Genomic DNA, 22,420 nt, shown 5'->3' with positions numbered 1-22,420 from the left:
GGAATCAGGAGGTCCGTCCATGGAAAGCGTCAACTGCAACACCTGCGGTAACCGAGTGCTCGTCGAGAAGTACAGCGATGCCCACACCAGCATCCAGTGGCTCGACGACGCCGACAACGCGTGCCCCCAGTTCGCCGAGTCGCGGACCCAGGACGGTCGCGCATGGGTCCCCACCTGCCACAAGCTGCAGGAGACGATCGACGACCTGATCATCTCCGGCCAGCTCGGCCTGTCGCTGCGCAGCTACCCGGTGCCCGGACGCCTCGAGTGATCGGTCGGCGTGGCAGTCCCTGCTACCGGGATTGTCACGCCCCCAGCTCGATTCGTGCCCTACGTTCGAACGATGAAGTGGGCATTGCCGGGCGCGATGATCGCGACCCCAGAGCTGATCGAACTGGCGCGCGTGGCCGACGAGTGCGGCTACGACGCGATCGCCATGCCGGATTCGGTGTTCTATCCCGAACACGTCTCGGCCGACTACCCGTACTCGCCCGACGGCAAGCGGATGTGGTCCCCCGAGACCCCGATGCCGGACCCGTTCATCGCAATGACCGCGATGGCCGCCGTCACCACGCGAATCGGCTTCTACACCAACGTCCTGAAACTGCCGCTGCGTGACCCGCTGCTCACCGCCAAGCAGGTCTCGACGATGGCGGTGATGTCCGGCAACCGGATCGCGATCGGCGTCGGACTGTCGTGGATTCCCGAGGAGTTCCGTTTCACCGGCACCGAGATGCGCACCCGCGGCGCCCGGACCGACGAGGCCATCCAGATCCTGCGAGCCGTCTGCGCCGGCAACGGACCCCAATGGGTCGAGTTCCACGGCAAGCACTACGACTTCGACCGGTTGATGATCAGCCCCGCGCCGGATCGTCCCGTGCCCGTCTACGGCGGCGGCCACAGCGAGGCCGGACTGCGCCGTGCCGCACGCTTCGCCGACGGCTGGATCTCCGTCAACACCGACACCGTGCAACTGAAGGACGCGATCGCGCGCCTGACCGAACTGCGCACCGAAAACGGCCGGGAGAACGAGCCGTTCGAGATCGACGTCTCCCCCACCGACGTCTCCGACATCGACGGCTACCGCGCCCTGGCCGACATCGGCGTCACCCGGTGCCGGGTCACGCCGTGGCGGCTGTACGACGTCGACCCGTCGGATCCGCGGGGGCGCCTCGACGCCGTCCGCCGCTTCGCGGACGACGCCGCGCGCGTCTGAGACGTCAGTCCCGGCGTCCGTCGAGTCCCACCGTCCAGGTGAGAAATTCGTCGAGGTCGTCGGCGCCGATGTCCAGCGCCGACGGCCGCACCAGCACGGTGTCGACGCCGAGGTCCCGCGCTTCGCGCGCCGACGCCGTCATCGCGTCGAAGCCGCGGGCCGTCGGCAGCATCATCTGGACCTCGGCCTCGGCCGGGTCGCGGTCCTGTTCCTCGAAGCAGGCGCGCAGCAGCGTGATGCTCTCCGCGAGCCGGACCGTGTCGGCGGGTGCCGCGGTCCAGCCGTCGCCGACGCGCGCGATCCGGTCGAAGTTCCGCTTGGACGGCGCCATCCCGAAGATGATCGGGACCCGGGTCTGCACGGGCCGGGGCAGGCTGTGGAAGTCGTCGAACGCGAATCCGCTGCCGGTGAACGACGCCGGCGGCGCGTCCCACAGTTCGCGGCACGCGGCCACCGTCTCCTCGAGCCGGCCGAACCGACGCTCGAACGGAATGCCCGCCGCCGCGTACTCGGCCTGCTGCCAGCCCACCCCCACCCCGATCCGGGTGCGGCCGCGGGACAACACGTCCAGCGTCGCGATCTGCTTGGCCAGCAGCAGTGCCGGGCGCAGCGGGGCCACCAGCACGTACACCCCGAGGTCCACCCGCTCGGTCACCGCGGCCACCGCCGACAGCAGCGACATCGGTTCGAGCCACGGCTGCCCCAGTTCGAACGGGAAGCCGTTGTCCCGCACCCGTTCGGCGTGCGCCTGCCTCGAGAACCCGAGATGGTCCGACGTCGTGATCAGGTCGACGCCCCGCCGGTCGGCCTCGGCCGCCAGATCGAGCAGCCCGCGGTGGTCGCCGTCGTAGAAGCGCTCGGCGCCGAAGACGTCCAGTCCGATCCGCATGTGTTCCTCTCCTCGTATCCGTGAAATGCCGTATCCGTGAAATGCCGAACGGGAGTCCGCGGCACGGTTTCGCGAGCGAAGCGTGCCGGGAACTCCCGTTCGGCGGGGTGTGTCAGACGCGCCCGAAGTACGCGTCCTTGAGGACCGCGATGTCGTCGATCTCCGCCGCGGGCGAGTCCATGACGACCTTGCCGATGTCGAGGACGGTGACGTGGTCGGCGACGCTCATCGCCGCCTCGACGGCCTGCTCGACGAGGAGCACGGCCAGGCCGGTCTCCTTGAGCAGCTGCACCCGCTCCATCACCTCGTTGACGATGACGGGGGCGAGACCGCCGGACGGCTCGTCGAGGAGCAGCAGCGTCGGGTTCGACATCAGTGCCGCACCGATCGCAAGCATCTGCTGCTGGCCACCGGACATCGAGCCCGCCAGCAGGTTCCGCTTCTCACCCAGGATCGGGAACATCTCGTAGATGCGCTCGACGTCGGGCTTGAGCGCGCTGCGCCTCATCTTCCGCGTGTAGCCGCCGAGCAGCAGGTTCTGCTCGATGGTCTGCTTGTGGAAGACCCGTTTGCCCTCCTGCACGTACGCCATCCCGCGGCGCACCCGCTGGTGCGCGGCGACACCGGAGATGTCCTGGCCGTCCATCTCGATGGTGCCGCCGTGGACCTTGTTCAGGCCCGAGACGGCGCGCAGCGTGCTGGTCTTGCCGGCACCGTTGCGGCCCAGTAGTGCCGTGACCTGCCCCGGGTAGACGTCGAACGAGACGTCCCACACCACCCGCAGGTCACCGTAACCGGACTGCAGATTCCGAACGCTCAGAACCGGTTTCATCACTCCACCTTCTCCAGCTCGGAGGCCGTGCCGCTGTCGGGATCGACACCGAGGTACTCGCTGAGCACCCGAGGGTGGTGCTCGATCTCCGCGGGCGGGCCGGACGCGATGACCTGTCCCTGTGCCAGCACGACGATGGTGTCGGCGAGCGAGAGGACCAGTCGGAAGTTGTGCTCCACCAGGAGCACGGTGGCTCCGGCGTCGCGCAGTGCCTGGATCAGCACCGACAACCGCACCAGTTCGTCCTCGTCCATGCCGGACGCGATCTCGTCGAGCAGCAGCACGCGCGGTTCGGCGATCACCGCGCGGGCCACCTCGAGCATGCGCCGCATGCCCAGCGGCAGCGACGTGGCGACCTCGTTGCGCAGGTGCGACATACCGACGAGCTCGAGAACCCGCTCGGCCTCGGCGATGTCCGCCTTGGCGACCTTGCGGAAGCTCGGCAGCCGCAGGATCGCGGAGATCATCGACGCCCGGTCGGTCATGTACCGACCCGACGCGACCGCCTCGAGCACGGTGACGTTCTCGGGGATGTTCGGGGTCTGGAACGTGCGGGCCACGCCCTCCCGTGCCACCCGGTGCGACGAGAACTTCTGAACCTCGGTGTCGCCGATGACAATCCGGCCCGCGTCCGCGGTGTAGAAGCCGCAGATCATGTTCAGCATCGTCGTCTTGCCCGAACCGTTCGGGCCGATCAACGCCGTCACCTGCCCCGGCTCGGCGCGCAGCGTCGCCGACTTCAGCGCCTGATTGCCGCCGAACGCCTTCGAGATGCCGTCGACCACCAGGGTGGACCCGGAGATCGGCGCCACGACCGGAATCTCGTTCGGATCCCGTGGCTCCGGCCGCTCCATCGCCCCGATGCCGGACTTGCGGTCCAGTTTGGTCGCCAGGGCGCGGAACACCTTGGTCAGACCGCCCGAGAGCAGCACCCCACCGAGGATCAGGAAGCCGCCGTAGAACAGCAGCGAGTACTCCTGGAACGCGGTGGACTGGTTGGGGCCGAACTGCATGATGGCCGCACCGATGACCGCGCCGTACACGCTGGCCGAGCCACCGAGGATCGACGCCGCCAGCACCGCGGTGGCGAACGTGAACCCGAACGCCTCCGGGGAGATGAACAGGTCGGTGTTCGCGAACAGCGCACCCGCCAGACCGGCCGGCAGGGCACCGATCGCGTAGCCGAGCAGCTTCATCCGGTACACGGACACGCCCTGGGACTGGGCGAGGACCGGCGACTGCTTGAGCGTGCGGAACGCGATGCCGTGACGCGAGACCACCAGGTTGCGCATCACCACGAACCACAGGATCGTCACGCCGACGACGAGGTAGTAGAAGTCCTTGTCGATGTCCTGCCCGAAAAGCGTCGGAGGCTCCATGCCGGACAGGCCGTTACGGCCACCGGTGTTGCCACCGAAGATCGCCAGGATGTCGGGCACCAACAGGATCAGGAAGAACGACGTCATCGCCAGTGACCAACTGCCCAGGCGCAGACCCGGGATACCGGTGATGATGCCGACCAGGAGCGCGACCGCACCGGCGGCCACCAGTTGCAGCAGGATCTCGGTGTGCCCGGCCTGTGACAGCAGCCCGGCCGTGTACGCGCCGGCCGCGTACATCGCGGCCTGACCGAGTGCGAGTTCGCCTGCGTAGCCGAGGCTGAGGTTCAGACCACTGACCACCAGGGCGAGGATGCAGGCGAGCTGCAGCTGACGGGTGTTGGTGGCGTCCATGCCGAGCATGGGCGCGAAGAACACCGCGGCACCGAAGACGAGCGCGAAGATCCAGCTGGGGATCGCGCGGAGAGTCCGCCAGATCTGCATGGCTACACCACCCGTTCCTTCACCGTGCCGAACAGCCCGGCCGGCTTGACCATCAGGATGACGATCAGCACCACGAACACGGCGATGTTGCTGTACTGGCTGCCGAACCACAGCGCGGTGAACGACTCGACCAGTCCGACAGTCAGGCCACCGATGAGAGCGCCCGGCAGCGAACCGAATCCACCGATCGCCAGTGCGACGAAGCCCTTGAGGGCGAGTGCCGCGCCGAGCGTCGCGACCGCGAACGTCTTCGGGCCGACGAACAGGCCCAGGACGCCGGCGAGCGCACCGGAGAAGGCGAACGCGCCCATCGCGATCCGGCGCACGTTCACGCCACGGAGCATCGCGGCCTCGCGGTCCTCCGAGACACCCATCAGCGCCAGACCGGTCATGGTCCGCTTGCTCAGCTGTCCCAGCGCGATCACGAGCACGATCGACAGCACCAGCAGCGCGATCTCCACCGGATACGTGCGCCCACCCAGCAGGGTGATGGGATCGTTCGATCCGAAGAACGGAACCGTCAGCGGCTCGCTGCCCCAGATCAACTGCGTCGCGCCGTTGAGCAGGGTCGCCGCGCCCAATGTCGTCACCAGTTGGTTCTGGTGGTCGGCGACCGGTCTGATCGCGACCACCTCCTCGATCGCGGCGAGGACCATCACCGTCACCGTCGCCATGACGGCGACGACCAGCACGGGAAGCTTCAGGGTCACCAGACCCGTGTAAGCGACGAACGTGCCGACCATCATCAACTGCGCCTGCGCGAAGTTGAAGGTGTTCGACGAGACGAACACGATGTTGTACCCGATGGCGACGAGCACGTACACAGCGCCGAGGGCGAGCCCCGACCACAGAATCGTCACTGCGAGAACCTCCTTCGCGTCGCGGAGGGAGCGTTGGTCAGGGAACTCATGCCGCCGGGTTACCGAACTGGCCGTTGACGACCTTGGTGGGCGCGATGAACTTCATCTCGTCCTGGTTCGGGTTGGGACCGTGGTTGTCGGCGGTGAAGTTGTAGCGCGACAGGAACGCGGTCTTGGCGTTCGCCTGGACCTCTTCGGTCTCGAGTGCCTGCGCGAGCTTCTCGGCGTCGGTGGTGGTGCCGGCCTTCTCCGCGGCCGCGGCGACGAGCGGGAACGCGTCGTAGTTGTCGGCGATGATGAGCGTCGACGGGATGGTGCCCAGAGAGGCCATGGTGTCGACCATCTGGTTCACGGCCGCGTTGTCCGGGTCGTACACGGTGCTCGTGAAGACCTGCGCGACAAGGTTCTTGACCTCAGGGGTGCCCAGGACACCGTTCGGCGGCTCGTTCGCGACGAGGCTGGTGCTGGCCACCGAGGTGTTGCCGACCAGCGGCACGTCCCAGCCCAGACGCTGCATGCTCTGCAGGAGGTAGCCGAGCGGGGCGCCGTAGGCGTCCACCGCGAGGGCCTTGGCACCGGCGTTCTTGAGCGCCTGCAGCTGGGCGGTCATGTCGAGGGCGGTAGCCTCGTACTCCTCGTTGCCGGCCTGCTTCAGACCTGCCGACTCGAGCGCGGTCGTCATCTCCTTGCCGAACAGCTCGCCGTAGGCGGTGCTGCCGTGGATGACGCCGATGCTGTCGTAGCCCTTCTCCTTCGCGTGACCGACGATGCCGCGAGCATTGTCGGCGGCACCGGGCGCGAGGTCGAAGTTGAGCGGGAACTTCGACGGATCCGTCGAGTCCTGCGTCGGCGCAACGTTGAACGAGAGGATCTTGTTCTGCTTGAGGATCGGCAGGACGGCCGCGCCGACGGACGACGGGCCGGAGTTGAGGACCAGGTCCGGCTTCTGCTTGTTGATCGCCTCGCGCACCTTGGTGACCGCGATCGTGGCGTCGCCGGCGTCGTCGACGACGGTCAGCTCGATCTTGCGGCCGCCGATGCCGCCCGCCTGGTTCTGCACCTCGACGCCGGCCTTGGTCGCGAGGATCGACGTGTCCGCGTTGGCCTTGAGGACACCCTGCGCGCTGATGCCGCCGGTGACGAGCACGCGGTACGGCTGATCGGCACCGCCGGCCTCGGCGGAATCCGCACTTCCACACCCGGCCATCGTCAACACCGACGCGGCCACTGCCGCGACGAGAACTGGACGCCGACTCTTCATGACTGCCCTCCTAGAACACCCGCTACGTACAAAACCAAGCGCTCGCTTGGCGTCTTGGGACGCAGAAATGCCCGGCCGACGACCACGAGGGCCCTACCTTGACAACCGGTAGTGGCGCAGCAGACGCCCCGACACGTCGAACTGCACTGTCTCACCGACCGAGCACTTCCCATCAAGCACTTGCTTGATTCACCAAGCACTTGATTGAGTGGGAGCATATGGGTGTGACATAGGTAACGTCAACCGGGAGCCCCACGGGGTGGGAAGCGGCCAACGGGAAGCCCCGGCACGGATCCCGGGCCACCGCGTGTCCTGAACTCCCGTTCGCCGACCGGCGGAGGAGTTGTCCACAGCTCCCGGCAATTCCACAACGATTCTCGAACGCGTCTCCCGAACCGACTTCCCGTCGGATCACGCGGCAACGGTTTCGGCATGACCGCACTCCTGGAACCTTTCCGTGGCACCGTGGCGCTCGACCGGGGGTTGGTAAGTCGACGCGGCCTGCGTCGCCACTACACCCGCCTCTACCCGGACACCTACGTACGCAACGATCTCGACGTCGACGCCTGCCTGCGCGCCCGAGCGGTGTGGTGTTGGGCCGGCGGCCGCGGCGCGCTCGCGGGACACTCCGCCGCGGCCCTGTGGGGCACCAAATGGATAGACGGCGCTGCGCCCGGCGCGCTCGCGTCCACCGACCACCTTCGTCCGCCACCCGGCATCGCGCTCTACCGCGACGCGATCCCGGCGGCCGAGGTCGCCTCCCGCGGCGGCGTCGCGCTGACGAGCCCGCTGCGTACGGCATTCGATCTGGGACGTCGACTCGAGTTCGACCGGGCAGTGGAGATCGTGGACGCGCTCTACCAGTCGACGGGAACCACCCGCGCCGAACTCGCGTCGTTTGCCGAACGGCACCCGGGTGCTCGCGGAATCGTGCAGTTGCGCTCCGTGATCGACGCCTCCGACGAGGGCGCCGAATCACCGTGGGAGACCAGGACCCGGCTGACGCTCGTCCGGGCCGGCCTCCCCCGCCCGGGCACTCAGTTGGCGATCCGGGATCGTGGCCGCTTCGTCGGCCGAGTCGACATGGTGTGGGAACAGTGGGGCGTCATCGTCGAGTACGACGGTGATCACCACTTCGAACCCGAGCAGCGCAACCGCGACGTCGAACGCTGGAACGCGCTCGAGGCAGCGGGGTGGCGGGTGATCCGGGTGAAGGCCCGGCAGTTGATCCACGGCCGGGCCACGCTGATCGCGCAGGTGACCCGCGTTCTACGCGACGCCGGCGCCCCGGTGTGAAAAGCCGAACGGGAATCCACGGCACGCTTCCGGGCGGAAGGTGTGCCGTGGATTCCCGTTGGAGGCCCGAAATCAGCGCTGGTTGCGCGGTTTCCAGACGACGAGGGCGTTGCTGCGCGGGATGGGTACGAGTTCGCGGCGGTAGCTCGCGTGGACGCGCGCGATCTCGGCGGCCATCTCGTCGACGCGGTTCTGCAGCGCCTCCACCTGATTGGTCAGCTCGATGATGCGCTTGATGCCCGCGAGGTTGACGCCCTCGTCCTGGGACAGGCGCTGCACTTCACGCAGCAGCGCCACGTCCCGCGGCGAGTACCGGCGTCCACCACCGGTGGTGCGGTGCGGGGTGACCAGTCCGAGCCGGTCGTAGTTGCGCAGCGTCTGCGCGTGCATGCCGGCGAGTTCGGCGGCCACCGAGATGACGAACACCCGCGCGTCGGGGTCCGCGGGGACCTCCGATTTCTTGCGTGGCTTGTCGCTCATGATGGTTCACCTGTCCGATCGGTTCGGAGCCGGTCAGGCCCCGGCCCATCCTGCTCGCGGATCGAATCCGCTGGCCTTCTCCGCCTCCAGGTACGTCCGGAGGGCTTCGATGGCGGGATCGTCGAGTTTCTGCGGAACCGCCACCTTCACGGTGACGAGCAGATCTCCGGCGCCTCCGCCGCGCTTGGGCACACCGCGCCCTCGCACCCTGAGAATTCGTCCGTCCGCGGTACCGGCGGGAACCTTCACGCCCACCCGGCCGTCCAGCGTCGGAACGGACAGCGTGGTGCCGAGCACCAGTTCGCCGTAGCTCACGGGAACCACGAGCGTCAGATCGTCGCCGTTGCGCCCGAACACCTTGTCGGGGCGGACGTGGACGGTCACGTACAGGTCGCCGGACGGCGCGCCGCGCAGACCGGCCTCGCCCTGGCCGGCAAGACGGATCTTCTGACCGTCACTCACCCCGGAGGGGACGCGGACGGTGATGGTGCGGGTCCGGTTGGTGACACCGTTGCCGTGGCAGTCGCTGCACGGCTCGTCGATGATCGATCCGGTGCCGCGGCAGTCGTCGCACGGTTCACTGAATCCGAATGCACCCTGGTTGCGGCTCACGACACCGGTGCCGTTGCAGCGCGGGCACACTCGCGGGCTGGTACCCGGCTTGGCGCCACTGCCGTGGCAGGTGGTGCAGGCGGACGGGCTCGTGAGGCGCAGCGGGACGGTCACACCCTGCGCGGCCTCGCGGAAGTCCAGGGTGGTCTCGGTCTCGACATCGCTGCCGCGGCGCGGTCGTGTGCTCGAGGCGGATCGGCCGCCGCTCCGGTTGAACAGCCCGCCGAAGATGTCGCCGAGTCCACCGTCGCCGCCGGCGGCGCCGCCACCGAACAGGTCGCCCAAGTCGAAGCCGCCGCCACCGAATCCACCACCGCCGGTGGAGTACTCGGCGCCGGGGCCGAATCCGCCGCTCGCGAAGAGCCGACGGGCCTCGTCGTACTCCTTCTTCTTGGCCGGATCGGAGAGAACCGCGTTGGCCTCACTGACCGCCTTGAACCGCTCCTCCGCCTTGGTGTCGCCGGGGTTGGCGTCAGGATGCAGATCCCGCGCCAGCTTCCGGTACGCCTTCTTGATGTCGTCGGCGGACGCGTCGGAGGAGACGCCCAGTTCCTTGTAGAAGTCCTTCTCGATCCACTCCCGTTGGCTCACTGGGCGCCTCCTCCTTTCACTGTTGTGTGTCTATCTACTCGGCTGCCGCATCGGCTGCAGGCTCGCCGTCGGTGACGGTGACCATCGCCGTGCGGAGAACCCGGTCTCCGAGGCGGTAGCCCTTGCGCAGCACGTTCCCGAGCACGGGGTTGTCGCCGTTGCCCTCCATCTGCACAGCCTCGTGCAGATCCGGGGAGAACGGGTCGCCCTCCTCGCCGAACCCGGCCAGGCCGAGCCCGTCGAGCACTCCGGAGAGCTTGTCCGACAGCGCCTTCAGCGGACCCGTCTCCAGGTCGCCGTGGGCGCGCGCCCGGTCGAGGTCGTCGACGAGGTCGAGGAACTTCGACACCACCGACACCCGCTCGTCCTCGACGGCCCGATCGATCCGGGCGAGGGCGTTGCGGCGGATGTTGGCGATCTCCGCCTTCGCGTAGCCCAGCTCGGTGCTGGCCTTCTCGAGTTCGGCGGTGATGGCGCTCAGGTCGTCGGACTCCGTCGCGCCGGCCTCGGCCGCCTCCGGAGAGGCGGCCGCGGCGGTGGCGTCGGCGGTGTCCGTGACCTGGTCGTCGGCGGTCACCTCGCGCTCGGGGTTCTCCGCCGTCACTTCTTGTCCTGATCGGTCGGCTCGTCCACGACCTCGGCGTCGACGACGTCGCCGTCCTGGGCCTGTCCGGCGCCGTCACCGGCGGCGGAATCGGCGGCCTGGGCGTCGTAGATCGCCTGGCCCAGGGCCTGCGACTCGGTCGACAGCTTCTCCACCGCAGCCTTGACGGCGGCGATGTCGGTCCCGGCGAGAGCGGTCTTGACCTCGGTGATCGCGGCCTCGACCTTCTCCTTGACGTCGGCGGGCACCTTGTCCTCGTTGTCCTTGATGAACTTCTCGGTCTGGTGCACCAGCGAATCGGCCTGGTTGCGGACCTCGGCCTCCTCGCGGCGGTTCTTGTCCTCCTCCGCGTGCGCCTCGGCGTCCTTGATCATCCGATCGATCTCTTCCTTGGACAGACCGGAGCCGTCCTGGATCTTGATCGTGTTCTCCTTGCCCGTGCCCTTGTCCTTCGCGGTCACGTGCACGATGCCGTTGGCGTCGATGTCGAAGGTGACCTCGATCTGCGGCACACCGCGCGGGGCCGGCGGGATGCCGGACAGCTCGAACGATCCGAGGAGCTTGTTGTGCGAGGCGATCTCGCGCTCACCCTGGAACACCTGGATCTGCACCGACGGCTGGTTGTCGTCCGCCGTGGTGAAGGTCTCCGACCGCTTGGTGGGGATCGTGGTGTTGCGCTCGATGAGCTTGGTCATCACGCCACCCTTGGTCTCGATGCCGAGGGACAGCGGGGTGACGTCGAGCAGCAGGACGTCCTTGACCTCACCCTTGAGGACACCGGCCTGGAGCGCGGCACCGACGGCCACGACCTCGTCCGGGTTGACGCCCTTGTTGGGCTCACGGCCACCGGTGAGCTCGCGAACCAGGTCGGAGACGGCCGGCATACGAGTGGAGCCACCGACGAGCACGACGTGGTCGATGTCCTTGACGGCGATGCCCGAGTCCTTGACCACGGCCTGGAACGGCGCGCGGGTGCGGTCCAGCAGATCGGAGGTGATCTTCTGGAACTCGCTGCGGGTGAGCTGCTCGTCGAGGAACAGCGGGTTCTTGTCCGCGTCGACGGTGATGTACGGGAGGTTGATGGAGGTGCTCTGCGAGCTGGACAGCTCGATCTTGGCCTTCTCCGCAGCCTCACGCAGACGCTGCAGGGCCATCTTGTCCTTGGTGAGGTCGATGCCGTTCTGCGCCTTGAACTTGTCGACGAGCCACGACACGACGCGCTCGTCCCAGTCGTCGCCACCGAGGTGGTTGTCACCGGAGGTCGCCCGGACCTCGACGACGCCGTCGCCGATCTCCAGCAGGGACACGTCGAAGGTGCCGCCACCGAGGTCGAAGACCAGGATGGTCTGTTCCTTCTCGCCCTTGTCGAGGCCGTAAGCCAGCGCGGCCGCAGTGGGCTCGTTGACGATGCGCAGGACGTTCAGGCCTGCGATCTGTCCGGCCTCCTTGGTGGCCTGGCGCTGCGCGTCCTCGAAGTAGGCGGGGACGGTGATGACCGCGTCGGTGATCTCCTCACCGAGGTAGGCCTCGGCGTCACGCTTGAGCTTCATCAGCGTGCGGGCGCTGATCTCCTGCGGCGTGTACTTCTTGTCGTCGATCTCGACGGTCCAGTCGGTGCCGATGTGGCGCTTGACCGAGCGGATGGTGCGGTCGACGTTGGTGACCGCCTGGTTCTTGGCGGGCTGACCGACGAGCACTTCGCCGTTCTTGGCAAAGGCGACGATCGACGGGGTGGTGCGCGAGCCCTCGGCGTTGGCGACCACTACAGCTTCGCCGCCTTCGAGCACAGACACGACCGAGTTGGTGGTCCCGAGGTCGATTCCGACCGCACGAGCCATAGTGATCCCTCACTTCCCTCTGTTGCAGCTTTGTGAGCTGCGGTTTCCGATCCGTACACTGACCTGACGAACCTCAGATGAGCGTATTCGACTCAAGTTTGCATCCGACCTCGATCGAAGTCAACTCCAAAGTTGAGTCTCTTACACTCAGGTTCTCGATAGGCTCAACGGGCGCGGTGGCGAGTTTGTTCCCGGCCCGTCGAACGTTCCGGTTCCGCCGATTCGTTCCCCACGCTGGATACGATTCGGACGTGGACACCACCGGCGAACCCGAGGCCACCGCGCACCGCCCCCGACCGCCCCGTCCGGACGTAGCGGTCGCGCCGCTGCACGTCCGCGCGGTCGATCCGGGTACCGCACCGCGGAGCCTGCGCGCGGCGGTCACCACCTGGGCCCTCTCGTTCGCGGCGTTCGCGATCCTGGCCGGTGCCCTCGGAATCGAGTACGACGCCGTCGTCGACGCCCTCGCCTCCGGGCTCGGCTCACGCAACCCGACGGCCGATCCGACCACGGTCGACCAGGTGGCGGGACTCACCGTGCTGGGAGTCGGCGGCGTCGGACTGCTGTTGGTCCTCGCCGCCGTGCTCGGCATCGTGCGACTGCGCAGCGGTCGCGGCCGGGTGTGGCTCACCGCGGTCGCCGTCCTCACCGTCGCCGGGGCGGTGACGGCGTGGAGTGTGCTCGCCGATGCCGGCGACCTCACACTCCACGCGCTCACCTGGGCGCCGCTGCTGCAGGCCGGACTGGCCGCCGTGGGGACGGCCCTGCTCTACACGGGGGCCGCCTCGGCATGGCTCCGTCAGCGGGGTGACGCGGTCCGATGACCGAGGGAGTCGTCGTCGGCGCCGGCCCCAACGGACTGGCCGCGGCGGTGACGCTCGCGCTGCGCGGGGTGCGGGTCACCGTCTACGAGGCCGCCGACACGATCGGGGGCGGCACCCGCACCACCGAGCGACTGGCCCCGGGCCTGCTGCACGACGACTGTTCGGCAGTCCACCCGATGGGGGTGGCGTCGCCCTTCTTCCGCTCCCTCGACCTCGCCGCGCACGGGCTCGAATGGTGTTACCCCGAAATCGATCTGGCGCACCCGCTCGACGACGCGGTCGCGGCCGTGTTCGTGCGGTCCCTCGAACAGACGGCCGGCCGCCTAGGGCCCGACGGCCGGGCGTGGGCGAAACTGTTCGGCCCCATCGCCGATCGCTTCGACGACATCGCCGCCGAGGTGCTCCGTCCGATCGCCCACCTGCCCCGCCATCCGATCGCACTGGCCGGTTTCGGAATCGGCGCGCTCGCGCCCGCGACGCTCACGGCCCGACGTTGGCGCACCGACCAGGCCCGCGCCCTGTTCGCCGGGGTGGCCGCGCACGCCTACTACCCCCTCACCCGTCCCACGACGGCGGCCGCGGGGCTGCTGATGCTCGGTGCCGGCCACCGCTACGGGTGGCCCGTCGCCAAGGGCGGGTCCCGCGCCGTCACCGACGCGCTGGCGTCGTTGCTGCGGGCACACGGCGGCCGTATCGAGACGGGCCGACGCGTCCGCTCGCTGGGCGAGCTGCCCCGCGCCGACGTCACGCTGCTCGACCTGTCCCCCACCGGTGTCGCGGACCTGGCCGGCGACCTCCTGCCCGGCCGGGTCGCACGGGCGTACCGCCGCTTCCGGTACGGCCCGGCGGCGTTCAAGCTCGATCTCGCGGTGGAGGGTGGCGTCCCGTGGCGCGATCCGGCGTGCCGCCGTGCCGGCACCGTGCATGTGGGCGGCACCCTCGAGGAGATCACGGCCGCCGAACGCGACGTGCACCGCGGCCGGATGCCGGAGCGGCCGTTCGTTCTGGTCGCTCAGCAGTATCTCGCCGATCCGTCCCGCTCCGCGGGCGATGTGCACCCGGTGTGGACCTACGCGCATGTACCGCACGGCTATCCCGGGGACGCCACCGAGGCGATCCTGCGTCAGCTCGAGCGTTTCGCACCGGGCGTGCGCGACCGGATCGTGGGCGCCTTCGCCCGGTCGGCTACCGAGATGCCCCGCTACAACCCGAATTACGTGGGCGGCGACATCGCGTCGGGTGCCAACGATCCGGTGCAGATGCTGTCCCGGCCGCGGATCGCGCTCGATCCGTACTCGACGGGCATTCCCGGCGTCTACATCTGTTCGGCATCGACACCGCCCGGCGGCGGAGTGCACGGCATGGGTGGGCACAACGCGGCACTGTCGGCGCTGCGCATGCTGCAGCGCTAGTCCGTTCCCTACTTCTCGAGAACGGGTTTCGTATCAGTCGCGCTCGTCCCTCGAGTCGGGGCCGGCGTCCGTCGCCGGTCCCTGCGGGGTCGCGCCGCCCTCTTCCGCCCAGGTCCCGCGCCCACCCGGATCGGACTCGACGTCTTCTCGAGCGGTTTCACGGTTCTTCTCGTCAGGGGTCATTCGTCTCGTTCCTCCGTTCGTGTCGGGTACGGCTACGTGTACTGCGCAACCAGTCGGTCGAACTCGTCGGCGTCGACCAGCCCGGGTTGGCCGATGTCGTATGCCGTCAGGAACTTGTGCACCAATCCGAAGTCCCGGCGCAGGTCCGCGCCCGAGACGCCGGCGGCCTTCGAGCTCGCGCCGCTGCCGATCATCGCGTCCAGACTCGCCGCGATCGCGTTCAACGTGACTCGGTCGGCCTCGTTGCGACTTCCCGTTCCTCGAGTCGTCATCAGATCTCCACCTCGTTTCCGCCTGTTCGTCGTTCGCAAGGTTTCCGGCCGGATCTCCATCATGACGGCTGGCGGAGTGTTCTGCTGGACAGCACTTCTCCGGCAAGGCTCGGAAACCGACCACTCACACCTGTGGACAGCTCTGTGAATGATTCACGGCTGCGGCAGGACTCGTCGGTTCTCGAGAACGTTTCCGCCACTCGAGTTGACGGGGCGAGGATTTCGCGGACCGGGTGCCGGCGCCCGCCCGATCAGGCCAACTTGCGCAGTTCCGCGATCGCGGTGCGGGCCGCCTGCCCGATCGCCGCATCGGCCCTGGGCAACAACGCGTCCGCGCGAGCGGCACGCGTGAACACCGCGACCGCGAACGCGTCGCCGTCGGGAAACTCGATGACACCCACCTCGTTTCGGACCGCACCGAGCGTTCCGGTCTTTCCCGCCACCACGACGTCGGCGAACGGGAACCCGGACCGTAGTCGCGCCGTGAAGATCTGACTCGCCATCACCGCGCGCACGAAAGCCGTCTGGTCCGCGGACAGCACGGCACCGCTCCACACCGCCGACAGCAGCGTGGTCATGTCCCGCGGCGTCGTCGCGCTCGACAGCACCGGATCGTAGCCACGGGGGAACACGACGCTGTCGTTGTCGCCGATCGCGGCGAACGCCTCGGCGGGCGAACGCGTGCCGGTGTCGGCCACCAGCGACTCGAGAATGTCCGACGTGCCACCGACGATCCGGGTGGACGACAGCCCGAGGGACCGCATGGTTTCGTTCACCCGGTCCACGCCGACGCGGCGGAGCAGTTCGTCGGCGGCCGCATTGTCGGACATCGCCATCATCGACCGCGCAATGTCGCGTAGCGACATTCGCACCGGATCCGACATCTGCGAGACGCCGGTGGGTCCGGTGGTCCGGGTCGACGGGTCGAGCGTCACCTGTTCCCGCGGGTCGAGGTCGCCGGCGTCGACGAGGCGGCAGAACGCGACGACGAGCGGCAACTTGTATACCGACGCCGTGACCACCGGGTCGTCGGCGCCGACCCCGATGTCCACCCCGGCGCGACCGCCCGACACCGGGACGGCGTGCATCCAACCGCGGACTGCGGCGTCGGCGAACACGTCCGCGACGCGACCGGTCGCCGTCACGATGTCACCTGCCCGCCCGCCGCGTAGACGGCGATCCGGGTGGCGACGGCGTCGAGCACGCCGTCCGGCACGTCCGCCGACGATGACCGCAGACAGCGCAGGCGTAGCCGGATCGAGTCGTCGCCCGGACGGACCCGCGCCACCCCGGTCGCATCGAGGGTGCGGTCCGCGGTGAGCGCGAAGGCCTGGCCGGCCGCGACGAGCGCGAGGGCCCATCGGTCGTCGGGCGCGTTGACGACGTCGAGGTCGGCGCCGACACGCGCGAACGCGTCGTCCAGCAGGTCGTACGCGGCCGGACCGTCGGATCGTGGTGGCGACGCGAACCGCAGGCCCGTGAGCCGGGACAGCCCGCACGGGTCCTGCGCGGCGGCCGGATGTGACGCCGGGACCAGCAGCGTCAGCGGCAGCGATACGACGTCGGTACCGGTGAGCGGGTCCACCAGCGCCGGATGTTCGATGACCCCGAGGTCGAGCGCGCCCGCGGCCAGTTGGTCGACGAGGTCGGTGCTGGGCGCGATGCTCACCTCGACCCGCGCCGGCTCGTCGAACGTCCGGAGGGTCGCGGCGACATCGGCGACGAGGGCGGTCGGCACCTTCGGCATCACCCCGACCCGCAGCGTGCGGTCCTGGACCCTGCGGCGTCTGGCGGTGTCGGTGAACCGCCCCGCCTGCCGCACCAGGTCGATCGCGTCGGGAAGCAGCGCGTGCCCGCTCGCGGTGAGCACGACACCCTTCGATCCTCGGTGGAAGAGGGTGACGCCCAGCTCGCGCTCGAGCTTCTTCACGCCCTGGCTGAGCGGCGGCTGCGTCATCCCGAGGCGCGCGGCCGCGCGGCCGAAGTGTTGTTCCTCGGCCACCGCGACGAAGAATTCGAGATGTAGCAGCAGGTTCATTACGACTCTGAACTGCAATTATTCTGATCGACTATCACGCTCACCCCGATAGCATATTGGACTGGACCTGGGCGTCGATGCTTCGCTGCCACTCGGTATCGACGTCGAGCGAGCGGAGTGACGATGACCCCCATCGGGACGAACCCGGTCGGTCCGGTCGGATGGAGGCGCGGGGCGCTGGTGCTCTCCGCGGCGCTGACGCTGACGTCGTGCGGGATGCTGGGCGGGCCGGACTCCGGTGAGAAGGTGGCGAAGAAGTTCGTCGGTGCCCTCGGCGGCGCCGACGTGGCAGCGGCCGCGGCGCTCACCGACGACCCGGACGGCGCGAGCGACGTGCTGCGCCGGACGTTCGACGGCCTCGGCGAGGAAACCGACGCCGACTTCACCGTCGAGCACGCCGACGACACCGCATTCACGTACCGCTCCGACTGGGACTTCGGCGGGGGCCGGACGTGGAGCTATTCGACGACGGTGCCACTCACCACCGCCGACGGGTCCCGGCGCGTCGACTGGTCCGCCTCGGTGGTCAACGAACGACTCCGCGGCGACCAGGCGTTGCAGTACACGCCGGTCACCGACACCCGGGCGGTGCTGGACGCCAACGGCATGGCGTTGATGGAACCGCGGACGGTCACGGTGGTCGCCGTCGAGTCGAGCGCGGTCGTGCCCACGGTCCGCACCCGCCTGGGCGCACTGCTCGCGAAGGCCGTGCCGGGATTCGAACTCGCGCCGCCCGACCCCGGTGCGCCGACCGCGCCGGACGCGCGGATCGACCTGGTGACGCTGCGCCAGGAGGACGTCGAACCGATCCGCGCGGACCTCGAACGAATTCCCGGCATCCACCTGTCCGACCAGCTGCGGCTGCTCACCGTCGATCGGGAGATGACGTCCCCGGTCGTGGCGGGGCTGCGGGCGACATGGGAGGCCCGGCAGAAGGATTCGGCGGGCTGGCGGGTCCAGGCCGTCGACGCCGACGGCGGCGTGACCGGCACCCTCGCCGGCGGCGATCCGCCCGCCGGGACGGCGATGCGCACGACTCTCGATCCCCGGCTGCAGTATCTCGCCCAGCGGGCGGTGGACACCGAGCCTCGTGCGGCCGCGCTGGTCGCCCTCGATTCCGGGAACGGCCAGGTGCTCGCGGTGGCCCAGAACGCACCCGCCGACAGGTCCGGGCCGATCGCCCTCACCGGCTTGTATCCGCCGGGCTCGACGTTCAAGACCGTCACGACGATGGCGGCACTGCAGAGCGGCGCCGTGAACGCCGACAGCGTCGTCGACTGCCCGGGCACCGCGAACATCTCCGGGCGCGTCATCCCCAACGAGAACGAGTTCGATCTGGGCCGGGTTCCGCTGCACACCGCGTTCGCGCACTCGTGCAACACCACGATGGGCCGGCTCGCGGTCGACCTGCCCGCCGACGCGCTGCAGAACCAGGCGCGCGAGTTCGGCCTGGGCGTCGACTACGTGACCCCGGGGCTGACGACCGTCACCGGTTCGGTGCCGTCGGCGGACACCCCGGCACAGCGGGTGGAGGCCGCGATCGGCCAGGGCGAGAATCTCGCGAGCCCGTTCGGGATGGCGATGGTGGCCGCGGCGATCGCCCGCGGCAGCGCCCCGTTGCCGCAGTTCATCGGCGGCGAGACCACCACCGCCGACCACGAGCCCGACAAGCTCGACCCCGCGCACGTGCGGGATCTGAAGGCCATGATGACCGAGGCCGTTCGCAGCGGCACCGCCACGAGCCTCTCCGACATCTCCGGGCTGATGGGTAAGACCGGCACCGCGGAGTTCGGCGACGGCAAGCACTCCCACGGCTGGTTCGTCGGGATCCGCGGCACCGTCGCGTTCGCGGTGCTGGTGGTCTCGGGGGAGAGTTCCGGTCCCGCCCTCGACATCGCCGGGCACTTCCTGCGGCCGCTCGACGAGCAGTAGCTAGGCGGGCGTCACCCGCACCGAACCGGTGTCGAGGTCCAGCCGCATCGCCCCGCCGTAGCCCCCGGCGCCGCCGACACCGCCCAGGTCCGCCAGCGCGCCCTCGGCGCTGCGGGCCGCGACGCGGCAGGCGCGCGCCGTGAACTGGTCGACCAGGGGGTGCGCGGCCCGCTCGCGCCACTTGCGCACCGCAGTGAGCCCGGCCTCCCGGCCGTCCTCGATCGACGCGTCCGCCGCCAGGCCCAGACGCTGCGCCGGATCGATGCCGAACCCGCCGATGAGCCGCTGCAGTTCGGTGAGGTCCTCGGCGGAGAGCCCGGTCTCGGCGCTGCGCAGCCGTCCCAGCATCCGTAGTTCCTGGAACCCGTGGACGTCGGCGAGCAGGCGTCCGACCTCGTCGAGCAGGCGCGTCGTCGCGTCGGCCGGGTGCGCGGTGAGCACCCGTTCGAGCGCCACCAGCGCGGAGTGCGTCTTCAACTGTTCGGCGCGCTGACCGAACTGGACGTCGATCACCTGCCGCAGCTCGTCGAGTCCGCTGCGGGCGACCAGTTCGGCTGCCAGGCCCGGGGAATCGTTCACACCGAGCCGGATGAGCATGATCGCGAGGCGGATACCGAAGAGCCCGAACCGGTCCGCGAGCTGACGTCGCATCGCGGCGTCCACCGGGAGCGCGGAGTCGTCGCGGCAGAAGCGGTCGGCGGACAGCATCGCGAGCTGCAGATCGGCGTCGGGCACCCGGGCGAGCGCCTCGAAGGCCGCGAACTCGCTCTGCCGCAACGTGCGTGCTCCCAGCGCCAGCAGCCCGGCGACCGGAACCACGGCCTGGCACAGCCCGGTGAGCTCGAGTTCGTCGGTGAACCGCGCCGCGACCTCCTGCGCCGACATCATCGCGTCGGCCCGGCCTGCGCCCACCTCGTCGGCCCGGGAGACCACACCGACCACGCCCAGCGGACCCGACTCGCCACCCACGTGCGCACCGATCCGGCCCAGGAACTGGACGTCGGACGCGCTGAGGCTGCGCAGCAGGTAGACCACGGCGTCGGCCCCGGACACCGCGTTCTCGGGGGTGAGCATCCGAAAGGTGCGGGCCGAGACGTCCTTCGACAGCGACGACGTGCCCGGTGTGTCGATGATCGTGGTCTGCGCCAGCGCGCTGGCCGGCCATTCCACGTCCAGCCGGTCGACGCGGTCCGCGGTGAGGTCGCCGAGGTCGAACGTCAGACGTCCCTCGTGTCTGCGTACCGCCACGTTGGCCGACGCGTCGCCGTCGTAGCGGGCGGTGACCGTCGGGGTGGTACCGCTGCGGTACCACGTGACGACCCGGGTGCACTCGGTCGCGTCGGTGGGGGCGATGTCCTGCCCCACGAAGGCGTTGAGCAGCGTCGACTTCCCGGCCTTGAGCGAGCCGGCCAGCGCGACGCGCAGCGGCTCCTCGAGCCGGGCCGCGCACTCGGCCAGTTGCGCGCGCGCCTCCGGGTTGTCGGAGTAGGCGGCCTTGGCTGCGGCGATCAGGTCCCGCGCGCGCCCCAGCGTCATCGCGGCGGTCATGCGGACAGCTCCTCGTTCGCGGCGGAGTCGACCGGAAACAGCTGCGCCGCACGGCCCTTCAAGGTCTCGAGCACGGCCATCTGCTGTTCCACCTCGCCGGCGCGCCGGGTCCGCCCGGTCGATTCGACTTTCGCCGCCTCCTGCGCGGCCCGCAACGAGTCCCCGAGCGAACGCAGCGTCTGTTCCGCGATGGCCGTGAAGTGGTCGCGCAGCAGGCGCTGGATCAGCCGTAGCCGGTCCTTGGACTCCTTGCCCACCTGGAAGCTCACGTCGTCGGTGAAACGCCGGATCGCGACCTTCGCGTCGGCCCTCCGTTTCACGACCCGGGTCTCCCGGTCGTCGCGATAGGCCTTGGTACCGAGCAGAACTCCCGCGCCCACCGAGATCGGGTTGAGCAGGGTCATGCCCATCAGCGTCGTGATGAGACCGAACATCAGCACGCCGCCGTACGAGCCGCGCATCCCGACCAGCACCTTCTGGGCGATGCCGATGCGGCCCGACTCGAGATCGGAGAGTGCGGCGACGGGATCGAGCACGCTGTCGAGATCCCCGACGTCCAGGTGTGGCAGTTCCACGGTGCCCGCGTCCGCGAAGTGCTCGGCCACCACCTCCGCGAGCCACAGCGCACGCTCGTGCGCCCACACGAAGTTGTCACCCACCGACTGCGCGATCTGCTGCTCGAGCCACTCCCCCAGCTCGTCCCACTCCTTGCCCGGATCGCATTCGTCCACGGCGCGTTCGGCCTCCCGCGTCACCTGCCGAAGCCGGTCGCGCAGGTCGTGATCGATGTCCGACGCGAGATCGGCGATCCCGTCGGCGAGGGTCTGCTGCCAGCGCGACGTCTTCTTCTGCAGTTCCTCGGTGACGGCCTTCGCGCGCTGCAGCTCGGCGACGGCCGCGGCGCCCTTCGCGGGATCGCGCAGCGCCGCGAGCTCGCTGCCGAGGGAGAGCATGAGGTGCTCGACGACGGCATGGACGTCGAGCGAAACGGCCCGGCGCAGTCCACCCGCCGCATGGTCGACGACCCGTTCCCGGAGGAAGTCGTACAGCGCCGCGAAACCCGACTCGTCGTGCAGCGACCGGTCGTCGAGGCGCATCGCGTGCGAGCGCAGCAGCGACGAGACGGGCAGCAGCGGGACGTCGATGCCGGCCCGCGTCAGATGTCCGGCGTCCGCCTCGACGATCCGCCGCCAGTGCGGGTACAGGTCGGTCTTGGTGATCAGGCACGCGACAGCCGGGCACAGACCCGTCACCTGTCGGAGGAACGCCAGCTCCGGTTCGGTGAACTCCTGGCTGGCGTCGGAGAGCACGAGGACCGCGTCGGCCCCCGGCAGCAGACCCAGAGTGGCTGCCGCGTGCGGGTTTCCGTGACCGCCCACCCCGGGGGTGTCGACGAACACCAGCCCGTCGGCGAGCAGCGGGCTGGGCACACCCACCTCGAGGCGCAGCACCTCCCGGCCCTGCGCGAGCGGCGTCGACGGCGTCACCGAGTCCAGTTCCGCGAGCGGCACCTCCACCCGGCGCGTCTCCCCACCGGGCTCGGCGAGAACCAGCTCGGCGGACGCCTGTTCGGCGTGCTGCACCACCGTCGGTACCGCCGTGGTCTCGTCGTCGCCGACCGAGCACACCGAAAGGTTGAGCAACGAGTTCACGAACTGGCTCTTGCCCTGTTTGAGCTGACCGACCACCACGACCCGGAAGCGTGGGTCGACGACGCGGCGCCGGACCACTGCGAGGCGATCCACCAGATCCGCTCTGCCCGCGGACGACGCGATCTCCGACGTCCGATCGAGCAGGCTCGTGAGAGCCGATTCCGAGGTGGCGCTACCGACGTTGTCCATGAGTCCCGCTGCCCCGCTTCTCTTCCGACCTGCACGCGCACCGACGTCCGCGTGCTGACTGATCCGCC

Annotated in this window: 21 protein-coding genes; 6 read left to right on the top strand and 15 right to left on the bottom strand. The window is 69.3% G+C overall.

Going from position 1 to position 22,420, the window contains the following annotated elements:
- Nucleotides 1-19: 19 nt before the first annotated feature.
- Both PSS76_RS04475 and PSS76_RS04470 read left to right on the top strand, forming a co-directional pair.
- On the top strand, nucleotides 20-271 hold the full coding sequence (locus tag PSS76_RS04475) for a hypothetical protein (protein WP_005517705.1): 252 nt from the start codon (nucleotides 20-22) through the stop codon (nucleotides 269-271).
- A gap of 72 nt (nucleotides 272-343) precedes the next feature.
- Nucleotides 344-1,216, top strand: coding sequence for a TIGR03619 family F420-dependent LLM class oxidoreductase (locus PSS76_RS04470; RefSeq protein ID WP_064079226.1), 873 nt, complete (start codon nucleotides 344-346; stop codon nucleotides 1,214-1,216).
- Between the two features lie 4 nt (nucleotides 1,217-1,220).
- Here the strand turns inward: PSS76_RS04470 and PSS76_RS04465 are convergent, their stop codons facing one another.
- From PSS76_RS04465 to PSS76_RS04445, 5 genes are all read right to left on the bottom strand, one after another.
- The gene (locus PSS76_RS04465) at nucleotides 1,221-2,105 is read right to left on the bottom strand and encodes a TIGR03619 family F420-dependent LLM class oxidoreductase (RefSeq protein WP_069855945.1); all 885 of its coding nucleotides are present in this window, start codon (nucleotides 2,103-2,105) and stop codon (nucleotides 1,221-1,223) included.
- A 112-nt stretch (nucleotides 2,106-2,217) separates the two neighbouring features.
- Nucleotides 2,218-2,937: an ABC transporter ATP-binding protein gene (locus PSS76_RS04460; protein ID WP_013417170.1), complete on the bottom strand. Its 720-nt coding sequence runs from the start codon at nucleotides 2,935-2,937 to the stop codon at nucleotides 2,218-2,220.
- The gene (locus PSS76_RS04455) at nucleotides 2,937-4,760 is read right to left on the bottom strand and encodes a branched-chain amino acid ABC transporter ATP-binding protein/permease (RefSeq protein WP_005517697.1); all 1,824 of its coding nucleotides are present in this window, start codon (nucleotides 4,758-4,760) and stop codon (nucleotides 2,937-2,939) included. The genes PSS76_RS04460 and PSS76_RS04455 overlap by 1 nt, the downstream gene beginning before the upstream one ends.
- A 2-nt stretch (nucleotides 4,761-4,762) precedes the next feature.
- Nucleotides 4,763-5,620 (bottom strand): branched-chain amino acid ABC transporter permease, encoded by an 858-nt coding sequence (locus PSS76_RS04450; RefSeq protein ID WP_005517696.1) that lies wholly within the window; start codon nucleotides 5,618-5,620, stop codon nucleotides 4,763-4,765.
- Nucleotides 5,621-5,666: 46 nt separating this feature from the next.
- Nucleotides 5,667-6,881 carry an ABC transporter substrate-binding protein gene (locus PSS76_RS04445; RefSeq protein WP_005517695.1) on the bottom strand — a complete coding sequence of 405 codons (1,215 nt, stop codon included), beginning with the start codon at nucleotides 6,879-6,881 and terminating at the stop codon, nucleotides 5,667-5,669.
- Between the two features lie 432 nt (nucleotides 6,882-7,313).
- Here PSS76_RS04445 and PSS76_RS04440 point away from each other — a divergent pair, with 432 nt between their 5' ends.
- A complete protein-coding gene (locus tag PSS76_RS04440; RefSeq protein ID WP_084979993.1) occupies nucleotides 7,314-8,177 on the top strand; it encodes an endonuclease domain-containing protein in 864 nt (287 codons plus the stop codon).
- Nucleotides 8,178-8,249: 72 nt separating this feature from the next.
- Here the strand turns inward: PSS76_RS04440 and PSS76_RS04435 are convergent, their stop codons facing one another.
- Genes PSS76_RS04435 through dnaK form a run of 4 tightly spaced genes read right to left on the bottom strand, consistent with a single transcriptional unit; the run spans nucleotide 8,250 to nucleotide 12,302 of the window.
- On the bottom strand, nucleotides 8,250-8,657 hold the full coding sequence (locus PSS76_RS04435) for a heat shock protein transcriptional repressor HspR (RefSeq protein ID WP_005517693.1): 408 nt from the start codon (nucleotides 8,655-8,657) through the stop codon (nucleotides 8,250-8,252).
- A gap of 33 nt (nucleotides 8,658-8,690) precedes the next feature.
- Complete coding sequence (gene dnaJ / locus PSS76_RS04430) at nucleotides 8,691-9,860, bottom strand: molecular chaperone DnaJ (protein ID WP_064059138.1); 1,170 nt, start codon at nucleotides 9,858-9,860, stop codon at nucleotides 8,691-8,693.
- Nucleotides 9,861-9,894: 34 nt separating this feature from the next.
- On the bottom strand, nucleotides 9,895-10,464 hold the full coding sequence (gene grpE, locus PSS76_RS04425; protein ID WP_005517691.1) for a nucleotide exchange factor GrpE: 570 nt from the start codon (nucleotides 10,462-10,464) through the stop codon (nucleotides 9,895-9,897).
- Nucleotides 10,461-12,302, bottom strand: coding sequence for a molecular chaperone DnaK (gene dnaK / locus PSS76_RS04420; protein WP_005517690.1), 1,842 nt, complete (start codon nucleotides 12,300-12,302; stop codon nucleotides 10,461-10,463). Before dnaK ends, grpE begins: the two co-directional genes overlap by 4 nt.
- A 251-nt stretch (nucleotides 12,303-12,553) precedes the next feature.
- Between dnaK and PSS76_RS04415 the strand changes: the two genes are divergently transcribed.
- Together PSS76_RS04415 and PSS76_RS04410 are read left to right on the top strand one after the other, a co-directional pair.
- A complete protein-coding gene (locus PSS76_RS04415; protein ID WP_081205886.1) occupies nucleotides 12,554-13,126 on the top strand; it encodes a hypothetical protein in 573 nt (190 codons plus the stop codon).
- On the top strand, nucleotides 13,123-14,538 hold the full coding sequence (locus tag PSS76_RS04410) for a phytoene desaturase family protein (protein WP_337455912.1): 1,416 nt from the start codon (nucleotides 13,123-13,125) through the stop codon (nucleotides 14,536-14,538). The genes PSS76_RS04415 and PSS76_RS04410 overlap by 4 nt, the downstream gene beginning before the upstream one ends.
- 33 nt (nucleotides 14,539-14,571) lie before the next feature.
- Here PSS76_RS04410 and PSS76_RS04405 read toward each other — a convergent pair whose 3' ends face one another.
- From PSS76_RS04405 to PSS76_RS04390, 4 genes are all read right to left on the bottom strand, one after another.
- On the bottom strand, nucleotides 14,572-14,721 hold the full coding sequence (locus PSS76_RS04405; RefSeq protein WP_005517686.1) for a hypothetical protein: 150 nt from the start codon (nucleotides 14,719-14,721) through the stop codon (nucleotides 14,572-14,574).
- Between the two features lie 32 nt (nucleotides 14,722-14,753).
- Nucleotides 14,754-14,993 (bottom strand): hypothetical protein, encoded by a 240-nt coding sequence (locus PSS76_RS04400; protein WP_005517685.1) that lies wholly within the window; start codon nucleotides 14,991-14,993, stop codon nucleotides 14,754-14,756.
- Nucleotides 14,994-15,244: 251 nt separating this feature from the next.
- Nucleotides 15,245-16,138 (bottom strand): serine hydrolase, encoded by an 894-nt coding sequence (locus tag PSS76_RS04395; protein WP_337455911.1) that lies wholly within the window; start codon nucleotides 16,136-16,138, stop codon nucleotides 15,245-15,247.
- Nucleotides 16,135-17,031, bottom strand: coding sequence for a LysR family transcriptional regulator (locus PSS76_RS04390; RefSeq protein WP_005517683.1), 897 nt, complete (start codon nucleotides 17,029-17,031; stop codon nucleotides 16,135-16,137). Before PSS76_RS04390 ends, PSS76_RS04395 begins: the two co-directional genes overlap by 4 nt.
- 123 nt (nucleotides 17,032-17,154) lie before the next feature.
- Between PSS76_RS04390 and PSS76_RS04385 the strand changes: the two genes are divergently transcribed.
- Nucleotides 17,155-18,963 carry a penicillin-binding transpeptidase domain-containing protein gene (locus tag PSS76_RS04385; protein WP_337455910.1) on the top strand — a complete coding sequence of 603 codons (1,809 nt, stop codon included), beginning with the start codon at nucleotides 17,155-17,157 and terminating at the stop codon, nucleotides 18,961-18,963.
- Here the strand turns inward: PSS76_RS04385 and PSS76_RS04380 are convergent, their stop codons facing one another.
- Entirely contained in the window at nucleotides 18,964-20,511 is a 1,548-nt protein-coding gene (locus tag PSS76_RS04380) for a dynamin family protein (protein ID WP_069855589.1), read from the bottom strand.
- The gene (locus tag PSS76_RS04375) at nucleotides 20,508-22,352 is read right to left on the bottom strand and encodes a dynamin family protein (RefSeq protein ID WP_022597877.1); all 1,845 of its coding nucleotides are present in this window, start codon (nucleotides 22,350-22,352) and stop codon (nucleotides 20,508-20,510) included. Before PSS76_RS04375 ends, PSS76_RS04380 begins: the two co-directional genes overlap by 4 nt.
- Between the last annotated feature and the right edge of the window lie 68 nt (nucleotides 22,353-22,420).

The organism is Prescottella sp. D32, assembly GCF_037287305.1.
GTDB lineage: Bacteria > Actinomycetota > Actinomycetes > Mycobacteriales > Mycobacteriaceae > Prescottella > Prescottella equi.
The sequence above is the reverse complement of the archived record's forward strand: the minus strand, read 5'-3'. Positions and strand labels throughout refer to the sequence as shown.

Coding starts and splice junctions, on each gene's coding strand:
- PSS76_RS04475 (WP_005517705.1), top strand. CDS start 20: ATGGAAAGCGTCAACTGCAACACCTGCGGTAACCGAGTGCTCGTCGAG.
- PSS76_RS04470 (WP_064079226.1), top strand. CDS start 344: ATGAAGTGGGCATTGCCGGGCGCGATGATCGCGACCCCAGAGCTGATC.
- PSS76_RS04465 (WP_069855945.1), bottom strand. CDS start 2,105: ATGCGGATCGGACTGGACGTCTTCGGCGCCGAGCGCTTCTACGACGGC.
- PSS76_RS04460 (WP_013417170.1), bottom strand. CDS start 2,937: ATGAAACCGGTTCTGAGCGTTCGGAATCTGCAGTCCGGTTACGGTGAC.
- PSS76_RS04455 (WP_005517697.1), bottom strand. CDS start 4,760: ATGCAGATCTGGCGGACTCTCCGCGCGATCCCCAGCTGGATCTTCGCG.
- PSS76_RS04445 (WP_005517695.1), bottom strand. CDS start 6,881: ATGAAGAGTCGGCGTCCAGTTCTCGTCGCGGCAGTGGCCGCGTCGGTG.
- PSS76_RS04440 (WP_084979993.1), top strand. CDS start 7,314: ATGACCGCACTCCTGGAACCTTTCCGTGGCACCGTGGCGCTCGACCGG.
- PSS76_RS04435 (WP_005517693.1), bottom strand. CDS start 8,657: ATGAGCGACAAGCCACGCAAGAAATCGGAGGTCCCCGCGGACCCCGAC.
- dnaK (WP_005517690.1), bottom strand. CDS start 12,302: ATGGCTCGTGCGGTCGGAATCGACCTCGGGACCACCAACTCGGTCGTG.
- PSS76_RS04410 (WP_337455912.1), top strand. CDS start 13,123: ATGACCGAGGGAGTCGTCGTCGGCGCCGGCCCCAACGGACTGGCCGCG.
- PSS76_RS04405 (WP_005517686.1), bottom strand. CDS start 14,721: ATGACCCCTGACGAGAAGAACCGTGAAACCGCTCGAGAAGACGTCGAG.
- PSS76_RS04400 (WP_005517685.1), bottom strand. CDS start 14,993: ATGACGACTCGAGGAACGGGAAGTCGCAACGAGGCCGACCGAGTCACG.
- PSS76_RS04390 (WP_005517683.1), bottom strand. CDS start 17,031: ATGAACCTGCTGCTACATCTCGAATTCTTCGTCGCGGTGGCCGAGGAA.
- PSS76_RS04385 (WP_337455910.1), top strand. CDS start 17,155: ATGACCCCCATCGGGACGAACCCGGTCGGTCCGGTCGGATGGAGGCGC.
- PSS76_RS04380 (WP_069855589.1), bottom strand. CDS start 20,511: ATGACCGCCGCGATGACGCTGGGGCGCGCGCGGGACCTGATCGCCGCA.
- PSS76_RS04375 (WP_022597877.1), bottom strand. CDS start 22,352: ATGGACAACGTCGGTAGCGCCACCTCGGAATCGGCTCTCACGAGCCTG.